The following is a 17,760-nucleotide window of genomic DNA, read 5'->3' as shown; positions in this document are numbered from 1 at the left end:
GTGAACCGTCACCACCGACTTCGGCTGTCATGACTCCAGTATCGACCTTGTGCATACCCGGCCGACACGACCCAGGTGTGGACATCGCGGATCCAGCTCGTGCAGCGGCGGGTGGCTCTTGCCCGGCTACGAAGTCGGCGCCTCAGGGTTATCGACGCTCCGAGAGCGCGTGCGGCTCACAACGTCGTCTTTCGATGAGGCAATGCCAGACCATCGCGGCGGCAGGCTGCTCACGCTCACCAGTCGTTGGTGAGCCTCGCCGCCTCGCGAACGAGGGCGGCAAGATAATGCGGCGCGCCCCGGCCGTCCCGCTTGTTACGGTTCGGTCATGTCTAGACGTCGGGCGCAGCAGAACATGCCGCCCGGACATCTGGCGCTGCTCGAGCGGGCTCGACGGGCGGCACAGAACTCCGCTCCCGCAAACACCACCTGGTCCCGAGCTCCTATCTGAGCAGGTGGGCCGAGGGTGGCACCGTTCGTGTGACCCGAGTGGACGACCAGCACAGCTACACCACGTCGCCAGGCAAGGCCGCCAGGGAAACCGACTATTACCGTCTGGAGTCCCCCGACCTTGATCCCGCTGCAGTCCCACCGCTGCTCATGGAAGTCATGCTTGGTGAGGTCGAGGGATCAGCGAAGGCGACGATTGACCACATGCTCGCTACTGGGTCAGCGCGCCTCGATCCCGAGCAGGCCGCGGAGTTAGCATGGTTCCTCGGCTTTCAAGCCACCCGCGGACACGGGTACAGGCGCGCTCAGGCGCACCTAACGAACGAACTTTTCCGCCTTCAGTTTGGCCAGGTCACCGACGATGGTCTCCGGCGCTTGCTTAAAAGGAAGGGCCGGCCCGCAGACGACGCCGGTGTAGCCGCTGCCAGGCGGGTCATCGACGAGGTCAACGCCGGGACGGCGTGGATCTCCGAACAGCAGGCGGCCGTGGCCGCCCGATCGGCGATGTCCGCCTATGACGTCGGCCGGCAGTTCATCAACCGAGACTGGCAGATCTTCAAGGCGCCCCCGGTCCTCATCACGTGCGACGAGCCTGTCGTGCCGATCGGTGGCCCTGACCACCGTCGCGGTGAACGTGGCGGATTCGCGTCCGTTGGCGTCGTCGTGCTTCCGCTGGCACCCCACGCAGTCCTGGCGATGTTCCGATCCGACCTCCGCGCTTCCCCGCCTTGGCAGCTCACGCACGTCGAGACTGCGGAACTGAACCGGGAGATTCTCGGAGCCTCGGCGCGTTGGGCGTTCGAGCGGCCCGGACGGCACTTCACACAGCGAGTCTCGGTGCCGCCGGCACCAGACCCGGTCGCGTTTCAGGAACTCGAGTCCGATGGTCGTCGCGTCATCCGGACCTTCCCACCGTCGCGATGGGCCGGCCCAGACGCACCGGACTGGCCAGTCAGCCGGTGGTGGATTGGCTAGTCGGGCAGGAGCCCTTGTCTGCGAGCGTTGTCGCCCCACCGACACCATGCAACGGTGGCAGAGCTAGCCAGCCCAGGCGAGACACGTGCACAGGGCCTCGGCGAAAGTTTTGTCTATGACAGCGTCGAGGCCCGCACCGTCAGGATCCAGTCTGGCCCAACCGCCGAAGCGTTGACTCCGCCTCCCAGCCATCGGGCACGTCGTCTAACTGGGCAAGCGCCACGAAGCAGACACGATCGCCAAGTCAGCGGTGATCGGATCCCGTTCCCATGCTTGGCGTGCCCCGCCCTCGACAACGACCGGCGCGGCTTTATCCGCCAACAGCCGCTGACCTGCGTGTTTAGCACGAGTCAAGTCGCGTGTGGGGGCGCGTCTGCCTCGGTCCGGATGATTCGAACCTGCGCGGGTCAGACCTTCGGCCCTTGCCGCTCGCCAAGCCCAGTCAGCGTCGGCCGGGCGCGTGAGCGGAACTTGAACCGCGGGCGCCTGGGGGACGTCGTACGGGGACTGGTCGCGGCGCGGCCGAACGTAACGGACGCCTTGCCCCACCATGCGATCATGGTAGCTCCGCACGCTCGTCGTGCGGGTTCAGTATCTCCAGCGATAGTCCGAGCTCGCGTCGAGCTTGATTGACGAAGCCCAACTCGATCGCGAAGTACTTGATGAGCTTGTCGTTCATAGTCTCGGGGGCCTGTACGCCGTCTACCGCTGCGGCCGCGATCCGGCGAGCGGCTCGACCAAGTCTGTGAGCCTCGTTAGCAGTCGCTTGCGACTGAGTTAAGAGCCAAAGTTTGGCCGCTGCCGCTTCCATGTTGTTTTTGTAGACGGCGCCTTCACCTCGGAACAGAGGAACGCGGTGATCTCCATCTGGGTGATCAATCGTTTCCACGTCCGCGTCCGGGCCGGTGACGTAGGCGATATACCGACGGGTCGCGGTAACAAGATCTGCATAGGCCGCGAACCGCTCGCCGCGGTCGCGCTCGGCCTGCTGCCGCTGCCAGGCTCTAAGTTGCCCTCGCGAGGACAGCGATGCGCCCATCCAAACACTGAACAACGCAACCGCGGGGCCACCGATCAGCGTCCAAAGCTCCATGGCTTCGTCCCTCCCTCGAGCACGGTCACAGCTTGGATCGTGCACGCAAGAGAATGGCGCATGCTCCGGGACGGCGTTCTAGCTGCTGGCACAATTCTTACCGCCGTCGTCGGGACCAGTGAGGTCACGGCGACCATCGAAGCCGACGGAGCACTCCGCCTGTCCACCGGCGACGTCTTCCGCAAAGCCGGCGACGCTGGACGAGCCGTCAGGGGACGCCGCTACGAGGGACTGAAGTTTTGCCAAGTCAGTCTGCCCGACGGCACACGAGCGCCCCTCCGCGAGATCCGAGACACTGCATTTGCGGCCAGCCGCCGAGTCTGACGGCAGACGGCGCGGCTAGCCGGGCAAACGCCACGACGCGGTCACGACCACCAGGTCAGCGTTGATCGAATTCCGTTCCCATGCTTGGCGTGACCCGCCCTTGACAAGGACCGGCGCGACTCCGCCCACCAACGGCAGATGAGCTGCAACTTTGGAACGAGCCGATTCGCGTGTGGGGCGCGTCTGCCTCGGTCTGGGTGATTCGAACCTGCGCGCGCCAGACCGCCGGTTCGGCCTAGCGAAGTCGCCCCAGCACGTCACCGGCGGCAAAGATTTGCCCTGGCCGCCAGCCAAATCCCTAGCGAACCGGAACTCGGTCTCACATGACTGATTCTGCGTCCTGGTTTCGCGAAGTCGTCATGTAGCGAAGAAGCGGCGGCGACGCCTAGCGGTGGGTGGGGCGTCGACGCCGGAATCTTCGGCCCGCTCGTGCTGCCGGTCCCAGCGGGCACCGGGCACGAAGACCGCGCCGCTGGACGTCTTTGCTACCTCGATCTTCGTGAGACGGTAGACGTAGGTGTCCTGGTCGTGGCGGTGGTGCTCGCCGAGATCACACACCAGGTACTCTGCGCCCTCGATCTGGTAGAGGTCCGTGTCCGCTCGTTCGTCGCTCTGCCGCCACCTCTGTTCGCGTAGCGGGTTCGGGATGACGATGCCCGTGACCCATTCCGTGGCGTCGTCGTCCATCTTTGATCCCGGGCTCACAAACCAGGCCGACAGGCTTGGTCGGTGTCGTCAGCCACTTAGGTAGGTGAAGAACTCGCCGGGACCTATCGGTCAGTGATCGAAAGTAGACTCCGTCATGGACACCAATTGATCGACACAGTTGCAGCAGCGGGCCGGTGTCGAGCGGCACGCCTTGGAGTTGGAACGAAAGGTGGGTTTGCGTCGCCCGCCGTTTCTCATGCGCGCCGATCGTTGAGCTCAGCGTGTAGAAGCCGCCATCGCAGTTGTCGACGTAGCAGAACTCCTCGCTGTGGTGTGCATCGGCTCGTTCGGCTCGTGACTGCCAGCGGCCGAGTTCCTCGGCGAACGCGGCAGCGCCGAACCCGTGGTAGTTCATGCGGCTTTGCTGGATGCTCCAGCGGGCATCGCGTGAGGCCCAACCGAGCGCGGCGAGCTTGTCAAGGACATCCAACACGTCCGTCTCGCCGACAGCCGGGATATCGACGTCGAGAGTGACCCCCATTCCCTTCGCGATCACCCAGTCGACATCGACGAGTTCGTGGGCGTAGGTGAATCTGTCAAATCCGCCCCCACACGGGAGAACCGTCGAGTCCGGCTGGTCGGACACCACGATTCGCGCTTCAGAGCTTGGGAGCGGCCACCGCCTCCGGCTGGGAGTCTGCTCGGGCGGTTCATCGACGAGCGCGGTCCCGTTCACAAGGAGCGCCTGCTTCTTCTGCCATAGCAACTGCCGAAGCTCATCCGGGCGGCGGGCCAGGCGCCTGATCTCGTCACCGGACATGAGGAGGATCGGCTGTCCGCGGTTGCCGGCAACCTCCGAGATCGCGGTGCCCGAGAAGCCCGCCATGGCAATGAGTAAACCCGTAGCGGACTTGTTCGTCCGCCCGAGTCGAGCGCGCAGGCCGTCCACGTCGGCGATGTCGGCGCGACTGGTCCGCCACTTGCACTCGATCAGATACACGTCCCCAGACTGCAGCGCGAGGAGGTCCGTCTGACGCGGGCTGGCGGTGCCCGGATCCTTGATGACCTCGAAGTGGCTCGCGATGAACAGCGCCCACACGAAGTTCTCGAACTCCCGCCCCCGCTCAGCGGAGTTCTGCATCTCCTCAAGCCGCTCAAACTGCTCACGCAGGTCTTCTGCCATCTGCCTCGCCCCCCTCCTCGACGGGCACCGACTCTAGGACAACATCGCCGCTCGGGTGCGTTGGCGCTCTCAAACCCACGCCACCTGCAGTCGATACACCGCTTGCCATTTGGGAGGTCCCGGCCTGCACGGTTCGTCGACGGCGTGCCGCCGGCGCACAAGCTACCTGCGGCGCTTGGGCTTTGGCCGCCCGATCGGTGAACGCTTTGAGTTCGGGTGAAGCGCCCTGTGGAACGCGGACGGCGGGCGAAGCGCGGCGAGCTTGCTGCTCTGGTCAGCGGACAAGTCACCGATATGCCCGTCGTAGTAGGCGTCGACAAGGTTGCGTGTGGGCTCGTCATAGACCAGCGCCACACCTCGAGGAAGGCCCAACTGGTGCTTCTTCAAGCGCAGATAGTCACGCCAGAGCTTCTCATCGACGGCAGGGTCCCGACCCGCCGGGCGAGTGCCCCACACCATCAACCAGCCGTCGGCGCGCCTGACGCTGCCGGTCATGGGTAATGTCAGACTCCGACCCTCACCGCTTGGCGCCGGTGTGTCGAGTAATTGGTCCGCGTACCGCGCCATCCTGTGTTGAATCCCGGTTGCTGGCTCGAGCAACGTGGCGCCGATACTCAACCAACCGAACATGCCACGCGCCTGCAGGTCGTCGACAAGGTCGACCAGCGGCGACTCGAACATCGATGGCTTCGGCGCCGGATGCATCGCCGGCGTGCGCTTAGCGCGGTACCACGCATCGAGCGCATCCGTTCGGCTCGTCAAGAACACCGGCATCTGTTGGCGGAAGCGCCTACGTTCAGCAGTGCTTGGTGGCTTCATCCAGTCGAACACCGTCCGCACCTGGTCAGGGTCGGGTTCGACCCAGAGGCCAGCTTCGAAGAAGTACAAGAACAGGTCTAATTCGTCGGCCGCTGAGAACATCACGGTGGCGTCTGGATTGAGCCGCCGCCTCAGGTACAGCAGGAACTCGGCCGGCCTGTCAACGAGTTCGGTGATGAGTTCAAGGTCGTGTAGCGACACTGTCCACGGGATGTTGTTCAGGTCCAGCAACCCGGCCCGGACTAGTTCCGCGGTCGCCGTCGCGATGCTCGTCAGGTCGTCCAAGCTGACTGCCACCGTGTGGATTTCGCGAACGCTGGACAGGTCTACCCAACCCTCTTCCTCGGTACGCATGCCGCCGTCACGCTCGATGGCATCCCGCAGGCGCCCAGCCTGTTCAGCCGCTTTGGTGATGATGCCGGTCAGGTCCGTCCGGATGCGCTGCGTCTTGCCGCCCCTGGCCAAAGCGCTCAAGGCGACAGCCTTGTCCTCCACAATCAGCGCCACATCGTCGAGGACCACCAGGTGATCACCCTCGACCCGCTTCGTGTACTTCGCCGCGTCCCCGGTCGCGAGCTCCCTCTCGTTGGCCGGGATGTAGTACTGGAAGCCATCTCGATGCACCGCGCCTGGGAGCACCCGTTCAAGCGCCGCGCGGGTACGGGCCTCCAGCACCTCACCGCGGTGCTTTTGGTAGGCGTTCCAGGCGGACGTGCCCTTCAGATACTCCTCGAGGTTTTCCTTAACCGCGTCGACCGTCAGCACGTTGTGCGGCAACATCAGCCGCTCGTCCGCGGTTACCAGCAGCGGATGCGTGCGCATCGGATTTTTCCCTGCCATGAACGCGTCCACGACTTCCGTCGGAGTGCAAGCCGTTAGGTTGAGGCGAAACCGCTCAATGACGGCACGCACTCGGTCTTCGGCAACGCCCGTCCGCGCCACAACCTCATCCAAACCGGCCGTCGATCCGATGACGTCGGGCTCGAACCGGCTACTGATGATCGTCTTAAATCGCGTGCGGATCTCCTCGGTTGGTTCACCTTCCATCTGGGATCGCATGGTGTTCATGGCATCCGCGAAGGCCCGGCCGCGCGCGTTGAGCTTGGCCTCCTGCACGTCGTGAGTGGAATTCAATACGGCAAGCGCATCGATTGCATCGAAGCCCAACCCGGCGTTCAGAGCTGTCTTCACTGCAGCATCGCCATCGAGAAGCTCGGTCACCGTTTCCTGGACCATCTCTGCGTATGAGGTGTGCCGGACCATCACCTGCGAAGCCCGCAGCAGCAACGTAATCATCGCCAACCGGTCTGTTGGATCCGTTGCGGCAATCGCGCGAAGATGCGACAACTGCAACAAGCGGTCGAGCCCATCGGAAGCCTTCGTCACGAAGTGGCTCATCTCCTGAACCTCAACCACGGGTGGCTCTTCCCCGGAGGGACGCCCGTTCGCTGCAGTCAAGGCGATTAACGCTAGCAACTCCACGTGCGCGGCCGTCGCCGCCGGCGTCGCTAACGTGTGTCCCGCGTGCCCCCACGGCAGGTAAGCCATGCGGGCGACCTCGACGAGGCGATGCGGCTCGAAGCGGTTTAGGCCATCGACGAAATCTGCTACCGCCTGGTCGAACGCCTCACCGATCGCCGCTACTGGTTCGCCCATCGCCGCGAACCTCTTTACTAGGCTTTCGAGCGACCCCATCGAGTCCATCAGATATTGAGCATGCACATCGAACTGCGGCACAGCTCGCCGCGTACGATTCTGTAGCTTCTTCTTTGCCTGGTGCCTCTTCCGCCGCGATGCCACGGACCAATTCCATCACAGACACGGCAACCAGACGATCGACAGCCAGCCGCAGAGCGACCCCTCTTCCACCGTGTCCGTCGCAGGTATATGTCGGACAGACCCGCCGGTATCTGCTCAAAGCTCGTCCGTGATCAGCGCCAGCCCGAGTTGGCCGAGGACAGGACCTCGACCCAGCGATCGCCGCCAGCACCGGCGTAGCCTTGGCCACCAACCTCGAAGCCACCGGCCTAGACCCTCTCACCTGCGGCACCGAACACCCGCCGTGGCGCGGACCCACCAGTTCGGCCCTGCCTCTAGGCAAAGACCGCGCTAGCTGGGCAAACGCCAGGATGCCGTGACCACTACCCGATCAGCGTTGACCGCACCCCGTTCCCATGCTTGGCGTGACCCGCCCTCGATTAGGACCGGCGAAGCTCTTCGCAGCCGGCTTCTGACCTGCATGTTTGGAACGAGGTGCGGCGCGAGTGGGGCGCGTCTGCCTCGTCCAGGAAGAGCCGAACCTGCGAGCAGCCGCCGCCGAGCCGGAGCTGAGCGACCGCCGACTACTCCTGGGCTTCACGGGTCAGGATGTACACGAACGGTGACGTCCGGCGGATGCCCAGAGCTCTCTCGCGTACCGCATCGCTAGACGGTCAGCGCAGGGATCGGCTGACAGGGCCATCACATTGGAGTGCGGGCCTCGGCATGATGTTCGGGTGGCGACTTTCCTTCTGACCTGGAATCCGGATGGCCCAGGCTGGCCGGACGATGAGCATGCCAAGGCAGTCGAGGCGGCCGCTGCGGGCCGGATGCTGGCGAATCGATGGAGCGTTGCGCTACGAAAATCGGGGATTTCAGTTGGAGACAGGGCCTACCTGGTCCGACAACGTCATGAGCGGGGGATCGTCGCGCGGGGCAGCTTCACCAGCGGCGTCTACGAAGAAAAACACTGGGATGGATCGAGGCGCACGACGACTTACGCGGACATCGAGTTCGAGCAGATGTTGCCGCTAAACGACCGGCTGTCCGTCGAGGATCTCAAGACCAGCCTTCCGACGGTATCGTGGGATCGGCTGCAAGGGTCGGGCGTGCTGCTGCGGCCGCCTGCCGATCAGCTACTCGATCAACTCTGGAACGCGCATATAACGGATAGCCCGTACCGCATCCCGGAGGAACTGCCGGATCAGACCTATGAGGAGGGCGCCGTTACCCGCGTCCTCGTCAATCGCTACGAGCGTGACCGGGCCGCGCGAGCGGCGAGCATCGCGTACCACGGCACGACATGTCGCGTTTGTGGCTTCAACTTCGAGGCACAGTACGGCGAGTTGGGGCGCGACTTTGTACATGTCCACCACATCCGCGAGATCTCTGTGCTCGGCCCCGGGTACCAAGTCGACCCCAAGCGCGACCTCATCCCGCTGTGCGCAAATTGCCATGCCATGGCGCATCGCACCACCCCGGCGCAAACGCCTTCCCAATTGCGCAGACGTCTGCGATCAGCTCGAAGCGCGACCCGTGGGCCTGTATAACGAACGGTGTAACTCCTGACGAAGGAGCAGCGCCTGATGACTAATGACAGCGGCCGTGGACACTTCCGCAGTGGTCAAATGCGACTCGGCCAGCGCGCCGGAGGACGGTGTGGACGCGGAGCTGGTCGGCCGCCCCGGCGGATTAACCCCGAGCACCCATCGGCACGTTCCCAGGTGGAGCAATGAGTCGGATCCGGCCAGCACGCACAGCCAAAGCCGGCTCGGATCGGTGGCCGTCGGCCCCCGCCTTGAGACCGTGGACCTCACGCAGCGGTACGCCGTGTTTGGCCGCAGACCGGACACGGCGTGAGGTCGTCGCTCCCCTCTGGACTGCCTGCTTTAGTCCGGCATTATCGCGGCCGGCAGCAGCATCGAGTCACATACGTCCTGAGCTCTTGGAAGCGTGCGCTTGCTACGCATCCCGGCGAGGTCGACGTTCTGGAGGACGATCAATGGACGAGGCTGACCAACAAGCCCGGACGCCGATGTGTCGGACGCGATGATGTAGCGAGGCTGATCGAGGCAACCAATATCGCCGACGGTCAGGCCGCTCGGCGGGCGTTCGTGCTGGTCCTGGCATGGGGATCGGGAACTTCGAACACCCGCTCGTACCGCAACGTCCCGAGAGCGCTCGCCGCGCCGCTCTGCGCGACGCGGCTCATCGAGACCGCTTACGCCTGCCGACAAGGTGATCTCCCGGCCGCATACGCCGCATTTTCTCTTCCCGATGTTGGCCGGTCGTTCTTTACAAAGTGGTTTGCCTTCGCGGGGCAGACACCGGATCGGGGCTGGCAACTGTTGATACTTGACGACCGGGTGCTACGAACGTTGAACCACACTCTTGGGACCTCAACGAGGGCGCTCACCAGGGACCGCCGCTGGAGTCACCGCTATGCCGCCTACGTGGAGAACATGCACGCCTGGAGCGACGGCCTCCGTCCCCAGGGCATCGCCTGCTCGGCCGAGCGACTCGAATGGATCTTCTTCATGCAGAACGGCCAACCGCTGACAGCGCACGCACGCGCACGACGGCAACTCGCGGCTCGCCCTACGGCGACAAACCAAGATCCACCCTTGGCACCATCGCTCCCCGACGCGGACGTCCATGGCCAGCAACAACAGACCTGATCTTGCACAGTTGCAGCGTCGCCAGGGGCACCACAAAGAACTGCGCGCCCGACACCAGCGTATTGATTATCGAAGCGACCTACCGGCTTCCGTCATCGCGCACCTCCCAGTTGGCGAGGGCCCGCAGTGGTCGATCGCTGTAGCACGGCCGCCTACAGTCCAGTGAGTTCTGCGCCGTTGGCGTGCCGAGACGGTTGCTAAGGCGGATGTCTCGGATCCGACGGCCCCAGTCGTTCGCGTGTACCGTGCCGCCCTGCCGGGTACATGTCCCGCTGCGAAGACCTCCACCGAGCTGTCTGCGTCCCGTCGACCGTGCCGAACCCCTCGACGCGCACGGTGGGCCGTCGAGACAGCCACGGCGTGTCTCAGGTGCTACATCGCAGGAGATCGCCATGCCTGAACATCAAGATCAAAGCCAACCGGCCGAGGAGCCTCCTGATAAACCGCGCGCCGACTGGCAGTGGTTGGTCAGTGGATTCGGGCTCCTCCTTGCTGTCGCCGTCATCTTCTTCACGCCGGAGCTGCCATACAGGCTCCATACGATCACAAGCGTCGTGCTGATGCTGGCGACCGTGGTCGCGGTCCTGTGGTTCGGCTACCGCGTCTGGCAGTGGCGGCGGCATCCGGAACGGCGCCGACCACGCGGACTCTGGGTTGCCGGCGGTACCCCCATCGTCCTCGCCTGCCTGCTTCTGGTGGATGTCACACGCCCAGAGGAGACCGGGTACGCCGCCGCCTCATGCACTTTCGGCTCCTGGGGCATCGGTCGAGGGATGGTGTGGGCCAGGATCGACCCGGACGAGAAACCGGCCGAGCACACGGTCACCGTCCGGTGGGGCAACTGGGTTGGTCGGAAGTCGGCCATGTTGACCGAGACGACCTACTTCACCTTCTACAAGAGAGACTGGCGCAGCGGCAGCGTCGAGGTGACGGTCGACCCGCCAGCCGACATCACGTGTGGCGACGGCCGGCCCTCCGGTGACCGCCCCGCCATCCACTTCGTGGGCAACGACTGGCAGCGCAAGCCGCCGATGACTCCCTCGCCTTCAGCGTCACCCTCACCTTCACCGGGGCCTACCAGCGGAGGCCACCAGGTCGTTCACGACGGGGGCGACCCCTCGGGATGCACCGGCGACGCCAGGCGCGTTCACGAGCAGGACGTCTTCACTCCTGGCGGGGCACTACTGGGCAAGCTCCAGCTCATGCACTCCCTGGATTGCGAGGCGTTGTGGGGTCGGTTAGCGGTGGAGCCCAAGAATCAGCCGGCCGACGGCTGGGACGTCACCGTCAGGTTGATCCGCGCCGGAGATGGGCGTACAGAGCCCTTCTCCCGAAGGGTCCACACGACAGCTTTCTTCACGGGGCTGCTCCGCGACGATGGCTCGTGCTTCGAGGTTCAGGCGACGATCGTCGCGGGACGGGGCAACGTTGACGCCCGGACGCCCTGCCGGGCCGCGGACGGGTAGAACCGCCCTTCGCTTTAGACATCGACCAGTGCTGTGAGTGGCGCGGGCAACCAAACGGGCCTGCCGCAGTACGTCGGTGGCGGGATCGGTCGGGGGCGCCGAGGGTCCAGGCGGCCGATCGACGGCCCCGGCGGGCGACCGGGTAGGGCTAGGGGTGGCGCCGGCAGCAGCGGAATGGGCCAGCACCAGCCTGGCCAACGGCCCCGCCAGCAGGTCGGCGCGGAGACGCGCCATCCATTGAGGAGCTGCACTAGCTGGGCAAACGCCACGACGCAGCCACGATCACCAGGTCAGCGTTGATCGAATCCCGTTCCCATGCTTGGCGTGACCGCCCTCGACAACGACCGGTGCGACTCGACCTGCGGACCGTCGTTGACCTGCACGTTTGGAACGAGGGACCGCGCGTGTGGGGGCGCGTCTGCCTCCGGCTGGATGATTCGAACCTGCGCGCCTCAACCCACTGTCACGGGCTACGCCTACACCTCGGTCCACCCGTCGTACGGGTAGGCGTCCCGCAGCACGCATTTGTTCAATCCCGACAAGCACTCGTCGCGGCCGAATCCCACAGCCGGCGAGCAGCGCGGTGGCTAGGGATCTCATGCCAGCACGCCGCGCTCGTCCGGCGCGGGGTTACCCGCGCGGTCCTCGCGACGACGTGGCTGTTGATCGCCCAGGAGCTGGCCGATCTTCGGCCGGCTGCAGCCAGCAGGGCCATCCCCAGGGCATACGCCAGAGCCCGACCGTGCTGGTCACGAGGTCACCGTTGTCAGCATCCGACGACGGGGAGCCCGCGGGCGGAGTTCCGTCGACATGCACGGCGCGTCCCGGCAGCCGTTGAACTCGCGCGCGACGCTGCACGACCGTCATCGCCGTTGGCACATCTACGACGACCGCACCATCGGCGCATCCACGAGTCGCCTCAACAGCGACGTCGCCGCACCGCCGCATGAGGGGCGCGGCACGACACAGCCGGGCCGCTCACCGAACCGAGCCCTCGCGCGGTCGCTCAGTCAGTTCCGGTCGTCGTCCTCAAGCGCCGCTCTTTCCTCGGGGGTCATCTCCTCGTAATGCGACCAGAACGTGCCGAACGATCCAGCCAGCTCAGCACCGTAGACCTGGCTGGCGGCGATCTCACGAAGCGTCATGTCGCCGTCAAGAACCGTGCGGGCCATCTCGCGTAGCAGCTCGTTGTCGCTGTTGGCCAACAGTTCCAGGCACTCACGGAGCGCGCGGCTACGCCGAGGGTCCCCGCCGGCGATGTCGGATAGGTCGCTCATCAGATCGCCGGATGGGTGTAACGGCCGCCGAGTTCGGGGATCTTCATCTGGTCCAGGTCGGTCAGCTCGCCAACGATCTGCCCCTGGAAGGCGAGCACGGCGGCGTACATGCCCTGGTAGAGCGCTGTTGCCTTGCCCCACAGCCTGAGCATGTTCGCGATCTCGCCCGCGGCCACCGCATAACCGACGACGGGACCGACAACGGTGTACGCCGACACCGTGCCTGCCGCCGCCGCAACTCCGGCGATTATCGCCGCATCAAGCAATGCCTTGATGACCCCGCTGAGCGCCTCCCCCATGGACCACACGGCGCCCGCCATGACCGAGTACGCGTGGCTGAGGTTCCCGAGTGGTTCGCGAAGGGTGAACACCGCGTTGTTGGCGTCGGTGAAGAACCGGTACGCCGCCGCACCTGCGTTCCCCGTCCAGACGTCCTGGAGCACCGCAGCACCGGTCTGCACGTTGTAGGCCATCGCGGACAGCGCATCGCCGACATTCGTCGTCACCGGCGACATCGCCGCGAACGCTTCCCAGTCGCCGAACGCCCACTGCTGAACACGACCGATTGGGTCGAAGCCGAAGACCACCGAAAACGCCTCGTTGGCCCAGTGACTCGGGCTGACCAAGTCCATGAAACCCAGTGGGTTCGCGGGCGTTTCCGCCGGCCCCGGCGGCCGCAGGTTGGATTGGACGTCCCGAGAGTCCACAAACGTCGTATAGACACACGGGTTACTCGCCAACTCGATCTCCACCGCCGTCGTCGGGCACGCTTCACCACCGACGAGGAAACGGTCCAGCGACGCCGCTGCACCCACATCAGTGCGACGGTAGTAGGCCGCGGCCCGATCGAGTTCAGGCGCCGACTCCTCCAGCAGCGCGATGATGCGCGTCAGCGTCCGGTCGATGGTCGCCGCAGCCTGGTCGTGGGCCTGTTGCGCGACCTTGAACGCATCGCCGCCGACTCTCGGCGCGTCCGCGTACGGCGCCGCATAGGCCCGAACTGCCGTAGTGTCCTCGGCCGCCCGAGTCACCTGCCGGGCGTACCCGTTCAACGCATCAGGCTCAACACGAAAACTCACAACAAGACCCAGACGAAACCAGCGACAGCAACCGCGAACGCCGGCGCGAGCAGACGCCAGTCCTTCACCCAGAAGCTGACCACACCCGCCACCGCGCCGACCACCATCAAGATGTTCGCGGCCAGGTCCTCCCGACTGTCGAACATCGACCGGAACCCGATCAGGCCCAAGAAGATGCACGCGCCCGCCACCGCCCACCGGACGTTGCGGTACGCCTCCCACTGGAACCGCTGGACCTCGACGCGGTAGTCCTCGATCGCCTGCCGCCGCTCGTCGTCCGACACCTCACGCCTGCGCCGTGCCATGCCAAGCACGATATCAACGTCCGTCACCGTCTGTGTGCCGTGCGTAGCCAGTGCGGCAGGACGACGGACAACGCGTCCGACAACTAAGACCCATGAGCAGCGACATGCAGGCAGCAGCGACTCGTTGCGCAACCGCTCGCAGACTTGTAGGGAGAGGGACTGGACCGAACGGTGAAACTCCTGATCAAGGAGCAGCACCTGATGACTGCTACGACGATGGCCGTGGATACTTCCGCAGTGGCGAAGAGGAGTGCGGCCGGTGAGCCGGCCGGTGGTGTGGACGCGGAGCTGGTTGGCCGCCTGTTGGAGCAGGCCCGCGCGGCGGGCCTGCCACCGTGGATCACGGATCCTCGACTCGGATGGGTGATCGGTGGATGGACGCGACCCGCTCCGGTCACCACGATGGGCAGGTGACCGCGAGACAACACTGGGTGATCATCGTCGTATCCGGGGCCGTCGCCGCCGCGCTCGCAGCCATCGCCCTCCTGGACGGTTTGCGGAGCCTCGAGGTCATGTCGTGGCTGGCGGGGATCGCCTCTCTAGTTGTCGCGGACACGACCGTGGTGCTGGGTCGCCGCGCCGCTGATCCTCAGGGCATCAGGGCGGGCAAGGACCTGGTGGACGTGCGGGAGGCGAAAGGGGTGCAGGTTGGCGACTTCAACGTCCAGCACAACACCTTCTCCTGACCTGCCCCCAGACGACAACGTCGACGCGAGCTCCCGGCTGGACGCCCGGCACTCCAAGGGCCTTCAAATTGGGGACGGTCCTGTCCAGACCAACATCTTCGGCGGGCGAGCGCCGGTGCGTGGCCCTGCCGGGTCGGCGCGGTCCCACCGCTCGCCGACCACCGTCTGGACCGGGACGCCGACCTGCGCCTGGCTGATGCCGGCCGGGCCGGCACGGCGGTGGTGGGCCAGGTGGTGTCCGGGATGGGCGGGGTCGGCAAGACCCAGCCATCCGGCCTCGCCTGCGAGGCCTAGGTGCTAGTGCCCTGCGCTGCCTTCCGTCGGGGCCTGTTCGACCTGAACCCCAAGCGGCGGCTCGACAAGGGCTCGGTGCTCCTCGGCGAGCAGTCGGTGTCGATCTCCTTCGTACGTCCTGGCTGCTCGGCGGTTGCGGCCTCGATGGGGGCCATCGGCACGGCGGTCTCGCCACCACTGAAGACGGTCTTTGGACGTTTGGGGGAACACTGCCCGGACGACCGCAATCGTCGTTGAGCAGATGGCGATCAAGACGGTGACCACCGTCAGTACCCACCAAGGCGTGTCGGCCAGCACCAACATCGATAGAGTCCCGCCCGTTGCTAACACGCCACCTGCTGTGCCTGCTCCACGGCGGCTCACTCGTCGAGCCACGGATTGTCGCGGCCCAAGGTGCCAACAAGGTGCTCTTGTGGGAACCAATTCCGCGCCCGTCCCCGGAGTCGATACATCCGAGCCGCGCTCGCCTTAGCCCTAGGAGCGTAGATGAGGCCGACCGAGCTGACGAAGTGGGCGCGGCGCGCGTCTATGATGACGCAGACCACCATGCGCCAGCCGTCGCTGCCGCCGAGCCACGCGATCCACCTCACATCGAAGCGCCCGCAGCTCAGGTCATCTTCCCAACCAAGACTCTGGGCGATGGCATTGGCGAACAGCCACATGCCCAACGCGGCGGCGGAGAAAAAGATCACCGCAAGGAACCAACCCATCTAACATCCGTTCCATCCAAGATCCACTCGGATCCATATCAACCACACAGTCAGAGCTACCTGGCGGTGGTTGGGGATCATGCGTGATTCTTGGAGAACAGGTGTCAACGCGGGTCAGCAGTCCACGTCACATCTGGCGCAGAGTGTAGGTCATGGCGGTCAATGCCACCAAGTCACTCGTACACACTTGCGGAGGACAAGTCCGCGGCGACGATCAAGCCAGGCCACCGTTGGCGGTTCGTTTCTCCGGCGACGCAGCGTGACGATTTCGAGGCGGGCAGCGCAACGACCTCGGTGCTGCTACGTGGGTCTCCACTGGTAGTCGTGTAGCCGGGCGCTACCTCGAGGTCCGCAAGGAGCAGGGGCCGCAGCAGTTGAGCATCTGGGCGCGGCCTCGGTTTTCGACATCCACAACGTGCCATGGGCACGGATCTGCCCGCGAGCGTGTAGCGCCAGGTGCTCGACTGTTCCACGATGTCAACATGACACTGGCAATCGCGACCTATGCGGCGATCGTGTCCACGTGCTCGCTTGTCGTTGCGTTCTTCGCCTATCGGCAAGGTGGGCCGCGAGTCGACGCCAAGGCGGCTTGCGACCCTCGTAACCCCACGATGCACGTGGCCGTTTTCAACAAAGGTCGCGGTGCCACCACGATCGCTCGCGTCGAGGCGTTGGCCTACATCCCGCAGACCGAGAAAACGACTGGTTGGTGGCGCGGATATTCGGACGATGAACTGCACCATCGCCTCGAGGGCCACAGCAGCGTAACCGTCGATATTGAGCTGGTACACGACCAGTTCGCCAGGCCCGTATCGGCGGATGAGAGTCCCTCCACCGCGAGAGGCACCGGATATGCGATCGTTATGCTCAGCGACGGGCGAGTGCTCTACCGGCGGGCCAAGATCGAGCGCGACTTCTTGTTTCCCGCACGGAAGGTCATAACCCCGCAGCCGAACCCGTAGGCCGGCAGCGCCGGAGCGCGGTTGACTGGGCTCCGACAGTTCGACGGCGGCCGTGTTCGCTGACCCAAGACCAGGTGGGCCGCGCCTGCTCGCATGCCAGCCTTGAGGACGAGGGGGCGCGTCCCGACGACTCGTGCACAGGCCGTGGTCCTGACATCACGCCCGCTGGGCCGAATCAGCCAGTCATTCCCCGACGTACACATCTGTGACCAGGGACAACGCACCTGATCTTGCACAGTTGTGGGTTGTATCCGGCCATCGAGATCAACCTGCGCCTCGACGGTATCCGCCCAGCTCAAGGCCTGTGCCTCGGCGCGTCTGGGGCCGCGTTTCGGGTCGTGAATGTCGTGTCGAGGTGGGGCTCGAACCTGTGCTCGATCAGGAACGCTTCTCGACCAGCTGTTGCAGTCGAAGACGTACTCGTGTGCGGGGTTGGCTGCGACCCGCCGATCTCCGCCGCGTCGGTCCTCGAGGTGCTCCAGGCCGCCGGCGTCCGCCACGCAGCGATCACCGACCGGTCACGCCGCGCGGCGTGGCTCCGCGTCGGCGTCATGGTCTGGCCAGGCCGACACCTGCGAAGGTGTCGCCGTGGCGTTCGATCATCTGTAGACCGCGGACCTGCTGGAAGGTGACCCCGTCCGTGTCGTTGACACACCGTTCTGATCAGGCAAACTCAAGAACACCGGTTGGGAGCAAGGAGAAACAAGTGGATCGGCAAGAGAAGAAGCGACTCCGTGATCGCATTGGAGAGCATCTGGATGTCTCCGGTGCCCGACTGACGGACGACGAGGCGACCCGTCTGGCCACCTTCGTCGATGAGTACGACGAGACCTATAAAGGCCGCACGGAGACCCGCACCAGAAGCCGTGATGGCTGGAGCTCCGACGGTAAGTACCGACGGCGGGAGACGATCACCGACACGTTCACTGACGACGTCGGCATCCGCCGCGAATACGAGTACCAAGACGACGACGGTCAGAGCGGGGGGTCGTCGAACGAGATCCGGGATGCCCGAGGGATCCTGAACTGGCTCAGAGATCGCTCCTGACTGAT

The 17,760-nt window shown here is 65.1% G+C and carries 15 protein-coding genes; 7 read left to right on the top strand and 8 right to left on the bottom strand.

Annotated features, from left to right (window positions below; all coding sequences use genetic code 11):
- Positions 1-429 precede the first annotated feature (429 nt).
- Positions 430-1,425, top strand: a complete 996-nt coding sequence (locus tag AB0J88_RS05080; protein ID WP_364352987.1) for a DUF4238 domain-containing protein — start codon at positions 430-432, stop codon at positions 1,423-1,425.
- Between the two features lie 556 nt (positions 1,426-1,981).
- On the opposite strand, the gene AB0J88_RS05075 is transcribed toward AB0J88_RS05080, so the two are convergent.
- The 4 genes from AB0J88_RS05075 to AB0J88_RS05060 all read right to left on the bottom strand — a co-directional run bounded on the left by AB0J88_RS05075 (position 1,982) and on the right by AB0J88_RS05060 (position 7,229).
- Positions 1,982-2,518 carry a hypothetical protein gene (locus tag AB0J88_RS05075; RefSeq protein ID WP_364352523.1) on the bottom strand — a complete coding sequence of 179 codons (537 nt, stop codon included), beginning with the start codon at positions 2,516-2,518 and terminating at the stop codon, positions 1,982-1,984.
- A 681-nt stretch (positions 2,519-3,199) separates the two neighbouring features.
- Entirely contained in the window at positions 3,200-3,400 is a 201-nt protein-coding gene (locus tag AB0J88_RS05070) for a hypothetical protein (RefSeq protein WP_364352520.1), read from the bottom strand.
- Positions 3,393-4,673 (bottom strand): restriction endonuclease, encoded by a 1,281-nt coding sequence (locus AB0J88_RS05065; RefSeq protein WP_364352517.1) that lies wholly within the window; start codon positions 4,671-4,673, stop codon positions 3,393-3,395. The genes AB0J88_RS05070 and AB0J88_RS05065 overlap by 8 nt, the downstream gene beginning before the upstream one ends.
- A gap of 162 nt (positions 4,674-4,835) precedes the next feature.
- Complete coding sequence (locus tag AB0J88_RS05060; RefSeq protein ID WP_364352514.1) at positions 4,836-7,229, bottom strand: hypothetical protein; 2,394 nt, start codon at positions 7,227-7,229, stop codon at positions 4,836-4,838.
- Between the two features lie 758 nt (positions 7,230-7,987).
- On the opposite strand from AB0J88_RS05060, the gene AB0J88_RS05055 reads away from it, so the two are divergent.
- From AB0J88_RS05055 to AB0J88_RS05045, 3 genes are all read left to right on the top strand, one after another.
- Positions 7,988-8,800, top strand: coding sequence for an HNH endonuclease (locus tag AB0J88_RS05055; protein WP_364352511.1), 813 nt, complete (start codon positions 7,988-7,990; stop codon positions 8,798-8,800).
- A gap of 306 nt (positions 8,801-9,106) precedes the next feature.
- Positions 9,107-9,928, top strand: a complete 822-nt coding sequence (locus tag AB0J88_RS05050; protein ID WP_364352508.1) for a hypothetical protein — start codon at positions 9,107-9,109, stop codon at positions 9,926-9,928.
- 392 nt (positions 9,929-10,320) lie between these two features.
- Positions 10,321-11,394, top strand: a complete 1,074-nt coding sequence (locus tag AB0J88_RS05045; protein WP_364352505.1) for a hypothetical protein — start codon at positions 10,321-10,323, stop codon at positions 11,392-11,394.
- Positions 11,395-12,404: 1,010 nt separating this feature from the next.
- Here the strand turns inward: AB0J88_RS05045 and AB0J88_RS05040 are convergent.
- The 3 genes from AB0J88_RS05040 to AB0J88_RS05030 are packed head-to-tail and all read right to left on the bottom strand — an operon-like array spanning position 12,405 to position 14,055.
- On the bottom strand, positions 12,405-12,671 hold the full coding sequence (locus tag AB0J88_RS05040; RefSeq protein ID WP_364352502.1) for a hypothetical protein: 267 nt from the start codon (positions 12,669-12,671) through the stop codon (positions 12,405-12,407).
- Complete coding sequence (locus AB0J88_RS05035; protein ID WP_364352499.1) at positions 12,671-13,723, bottom strand: hypothetical protein; 1,053 nt, start codon at positions 13,721-13,723, stop codon at positions 12,671-12,673. Before AB0J88_RS05035 ends, AB0J88_RS05040 begins: the two co-directional genes overlap by 1 nt.
- Before the next feature lie 23 nt (positions 13,724-13,746).
- Positions 13,747-14,055, bottom strand: a complete 309-nt coding sequence (locus tag AB0J88_RS05030) for a hypothetical protein (RefSeq protein ID WP_364352496.1) — start codon at positions 14,053-14,055, stop codon at positions 13,747-13,749.
- A 374-nt stretch (positions 14,056-14,429) separates the two neighbouring features.
- Here AB0J88_RS05030 and AB0J88_RS05025 point away from each other — a divergent pair, with 374 nt between their 5' ends.
- Positions 14,430-14,741 carry a hypothetical protein gene (locus tag AB0J88_RS05025; protein ID WP_364352493.1) on the top strand — a complete coding sequence of 104 codons (312 nt, stop codon included), beginning with the start codon at positions 14,430-14,432 and terminating at the stop codon, positions 14,739-14,741.
- 653 nt (positions 14,742-15,394) lie between these two features.
- Here AB0J88_RS05025 and AB0J88_RS05020 read toward each other — a convergent pair.
- Complete coding sequence (locus AB0J88_RS05020) at positions 15,395-15,745, bottom strand: hypothetical protein (RefSeq protein ID WP_364352491.1); 351 nt, start codon at positions 15,743-15,745, stop codon at positions 15,395-15,397.
- A 482-nt stretch (positions 15,746-16,227) separates the two neighbouring features.
- Between AB0J88_RS05020 and AB0J88_RS05015 the strand changes: the two genes are divergently transcribed.
- Both AB0J88_RS05015 and AB0J88_RS05010 read left to right on the top strand, forming a co-directional pair.
- A complete protein-coding gene (locus AB0J88_RS05015) occupies positions 16,228-16,707 on the top strand; it encodes a hypothetical protein (protein ID WP_364352488.1) in 480 nt (159 codons plus the stop codon).
- Between the two features lie 706 nt (positions 16,708-17,413).
- A complete protein-coding gene (locus AB0J88_RS05010; protein WP_364352485.1) occupies positions 17,414-17,755 on the top strand; it encodes a hypothetical protein in 342 nt (113 codons plus the stop codon).
- Positions 17,756-17,760 lie beyond the last annotated feature (5 nt).

This window comes from Asanoa sp. NPDC049475, assembly GCF_040676915.1.
Lineage (GTDB): Bacteria > Actinomycetota > Actinomycetes > Mycobacteriales > Micromonosporaceae > Asanoa.
This window is presented reverse-complemented; position numbering and strand designations above follow the sequence as displayed.

Bases quoted from the DNA above. Each gene is read 5' to 3' on its own strand.
- AB0J88_RS05075 (WP_364352523.1), bottom strand. From the start codon at position 2,518: ATGGAGCTTTGGACGCTGATCGGTGGCCCCGCGGTTGCGTTGTTCAGT.
- AB0J88_RS05065 (WP_364352517.1), bottom strand. From the start codon at position 4,673: ATGGCAGAAGACCTGCGTGAGCAGTTTGAGCGGCTTGAGGAGATGCAG.
- AB0J88_RS05025 (WP_364352493.1), top strand. From the start codon at position 14,430: ATGGACGCGACCCGCTCCGGTCACCACGATGGGCAGGTGACCGCGAGA.
- AB0J88_RS05030 (WP_364352496.1), bottom strand. From the start codon at position 14,055: ATGGCACGGCGCAGGCGTGAGGTGTCGGACGACGAGCGGCGGCAGGCG.
- AB0J88_RS05020 (WP_364352491.1), bottom strand. From the start codon at position 15,745: ATGGGTTGGTTCCTTGCGGTGATCTTTTTCTCCGCCGCCGCGTTGGGC.
- AB0J88_RS05015 (WP_364352488.1), top strand. From the start codon at position 16,228: ATGACACTGGCAATCGCGACCTATGCGGCGATCGTGTCCACGTGCTCG.
- AB0J88_RS05040 (WP_364352502.1), bottom strand. From the start codon at position 12,671: ATGAGCGACCTATCCGACATCGCCGGCGGGGACCCTCGGCGTAGCCGC.
- AB0J88_RS05045 (WP_364352505.1), top strand. From the start codon at position 10,321: ATGCCTGAACATCAAGATCAAAGCCAACCGGCCGAGGAGCCTCCTGAT.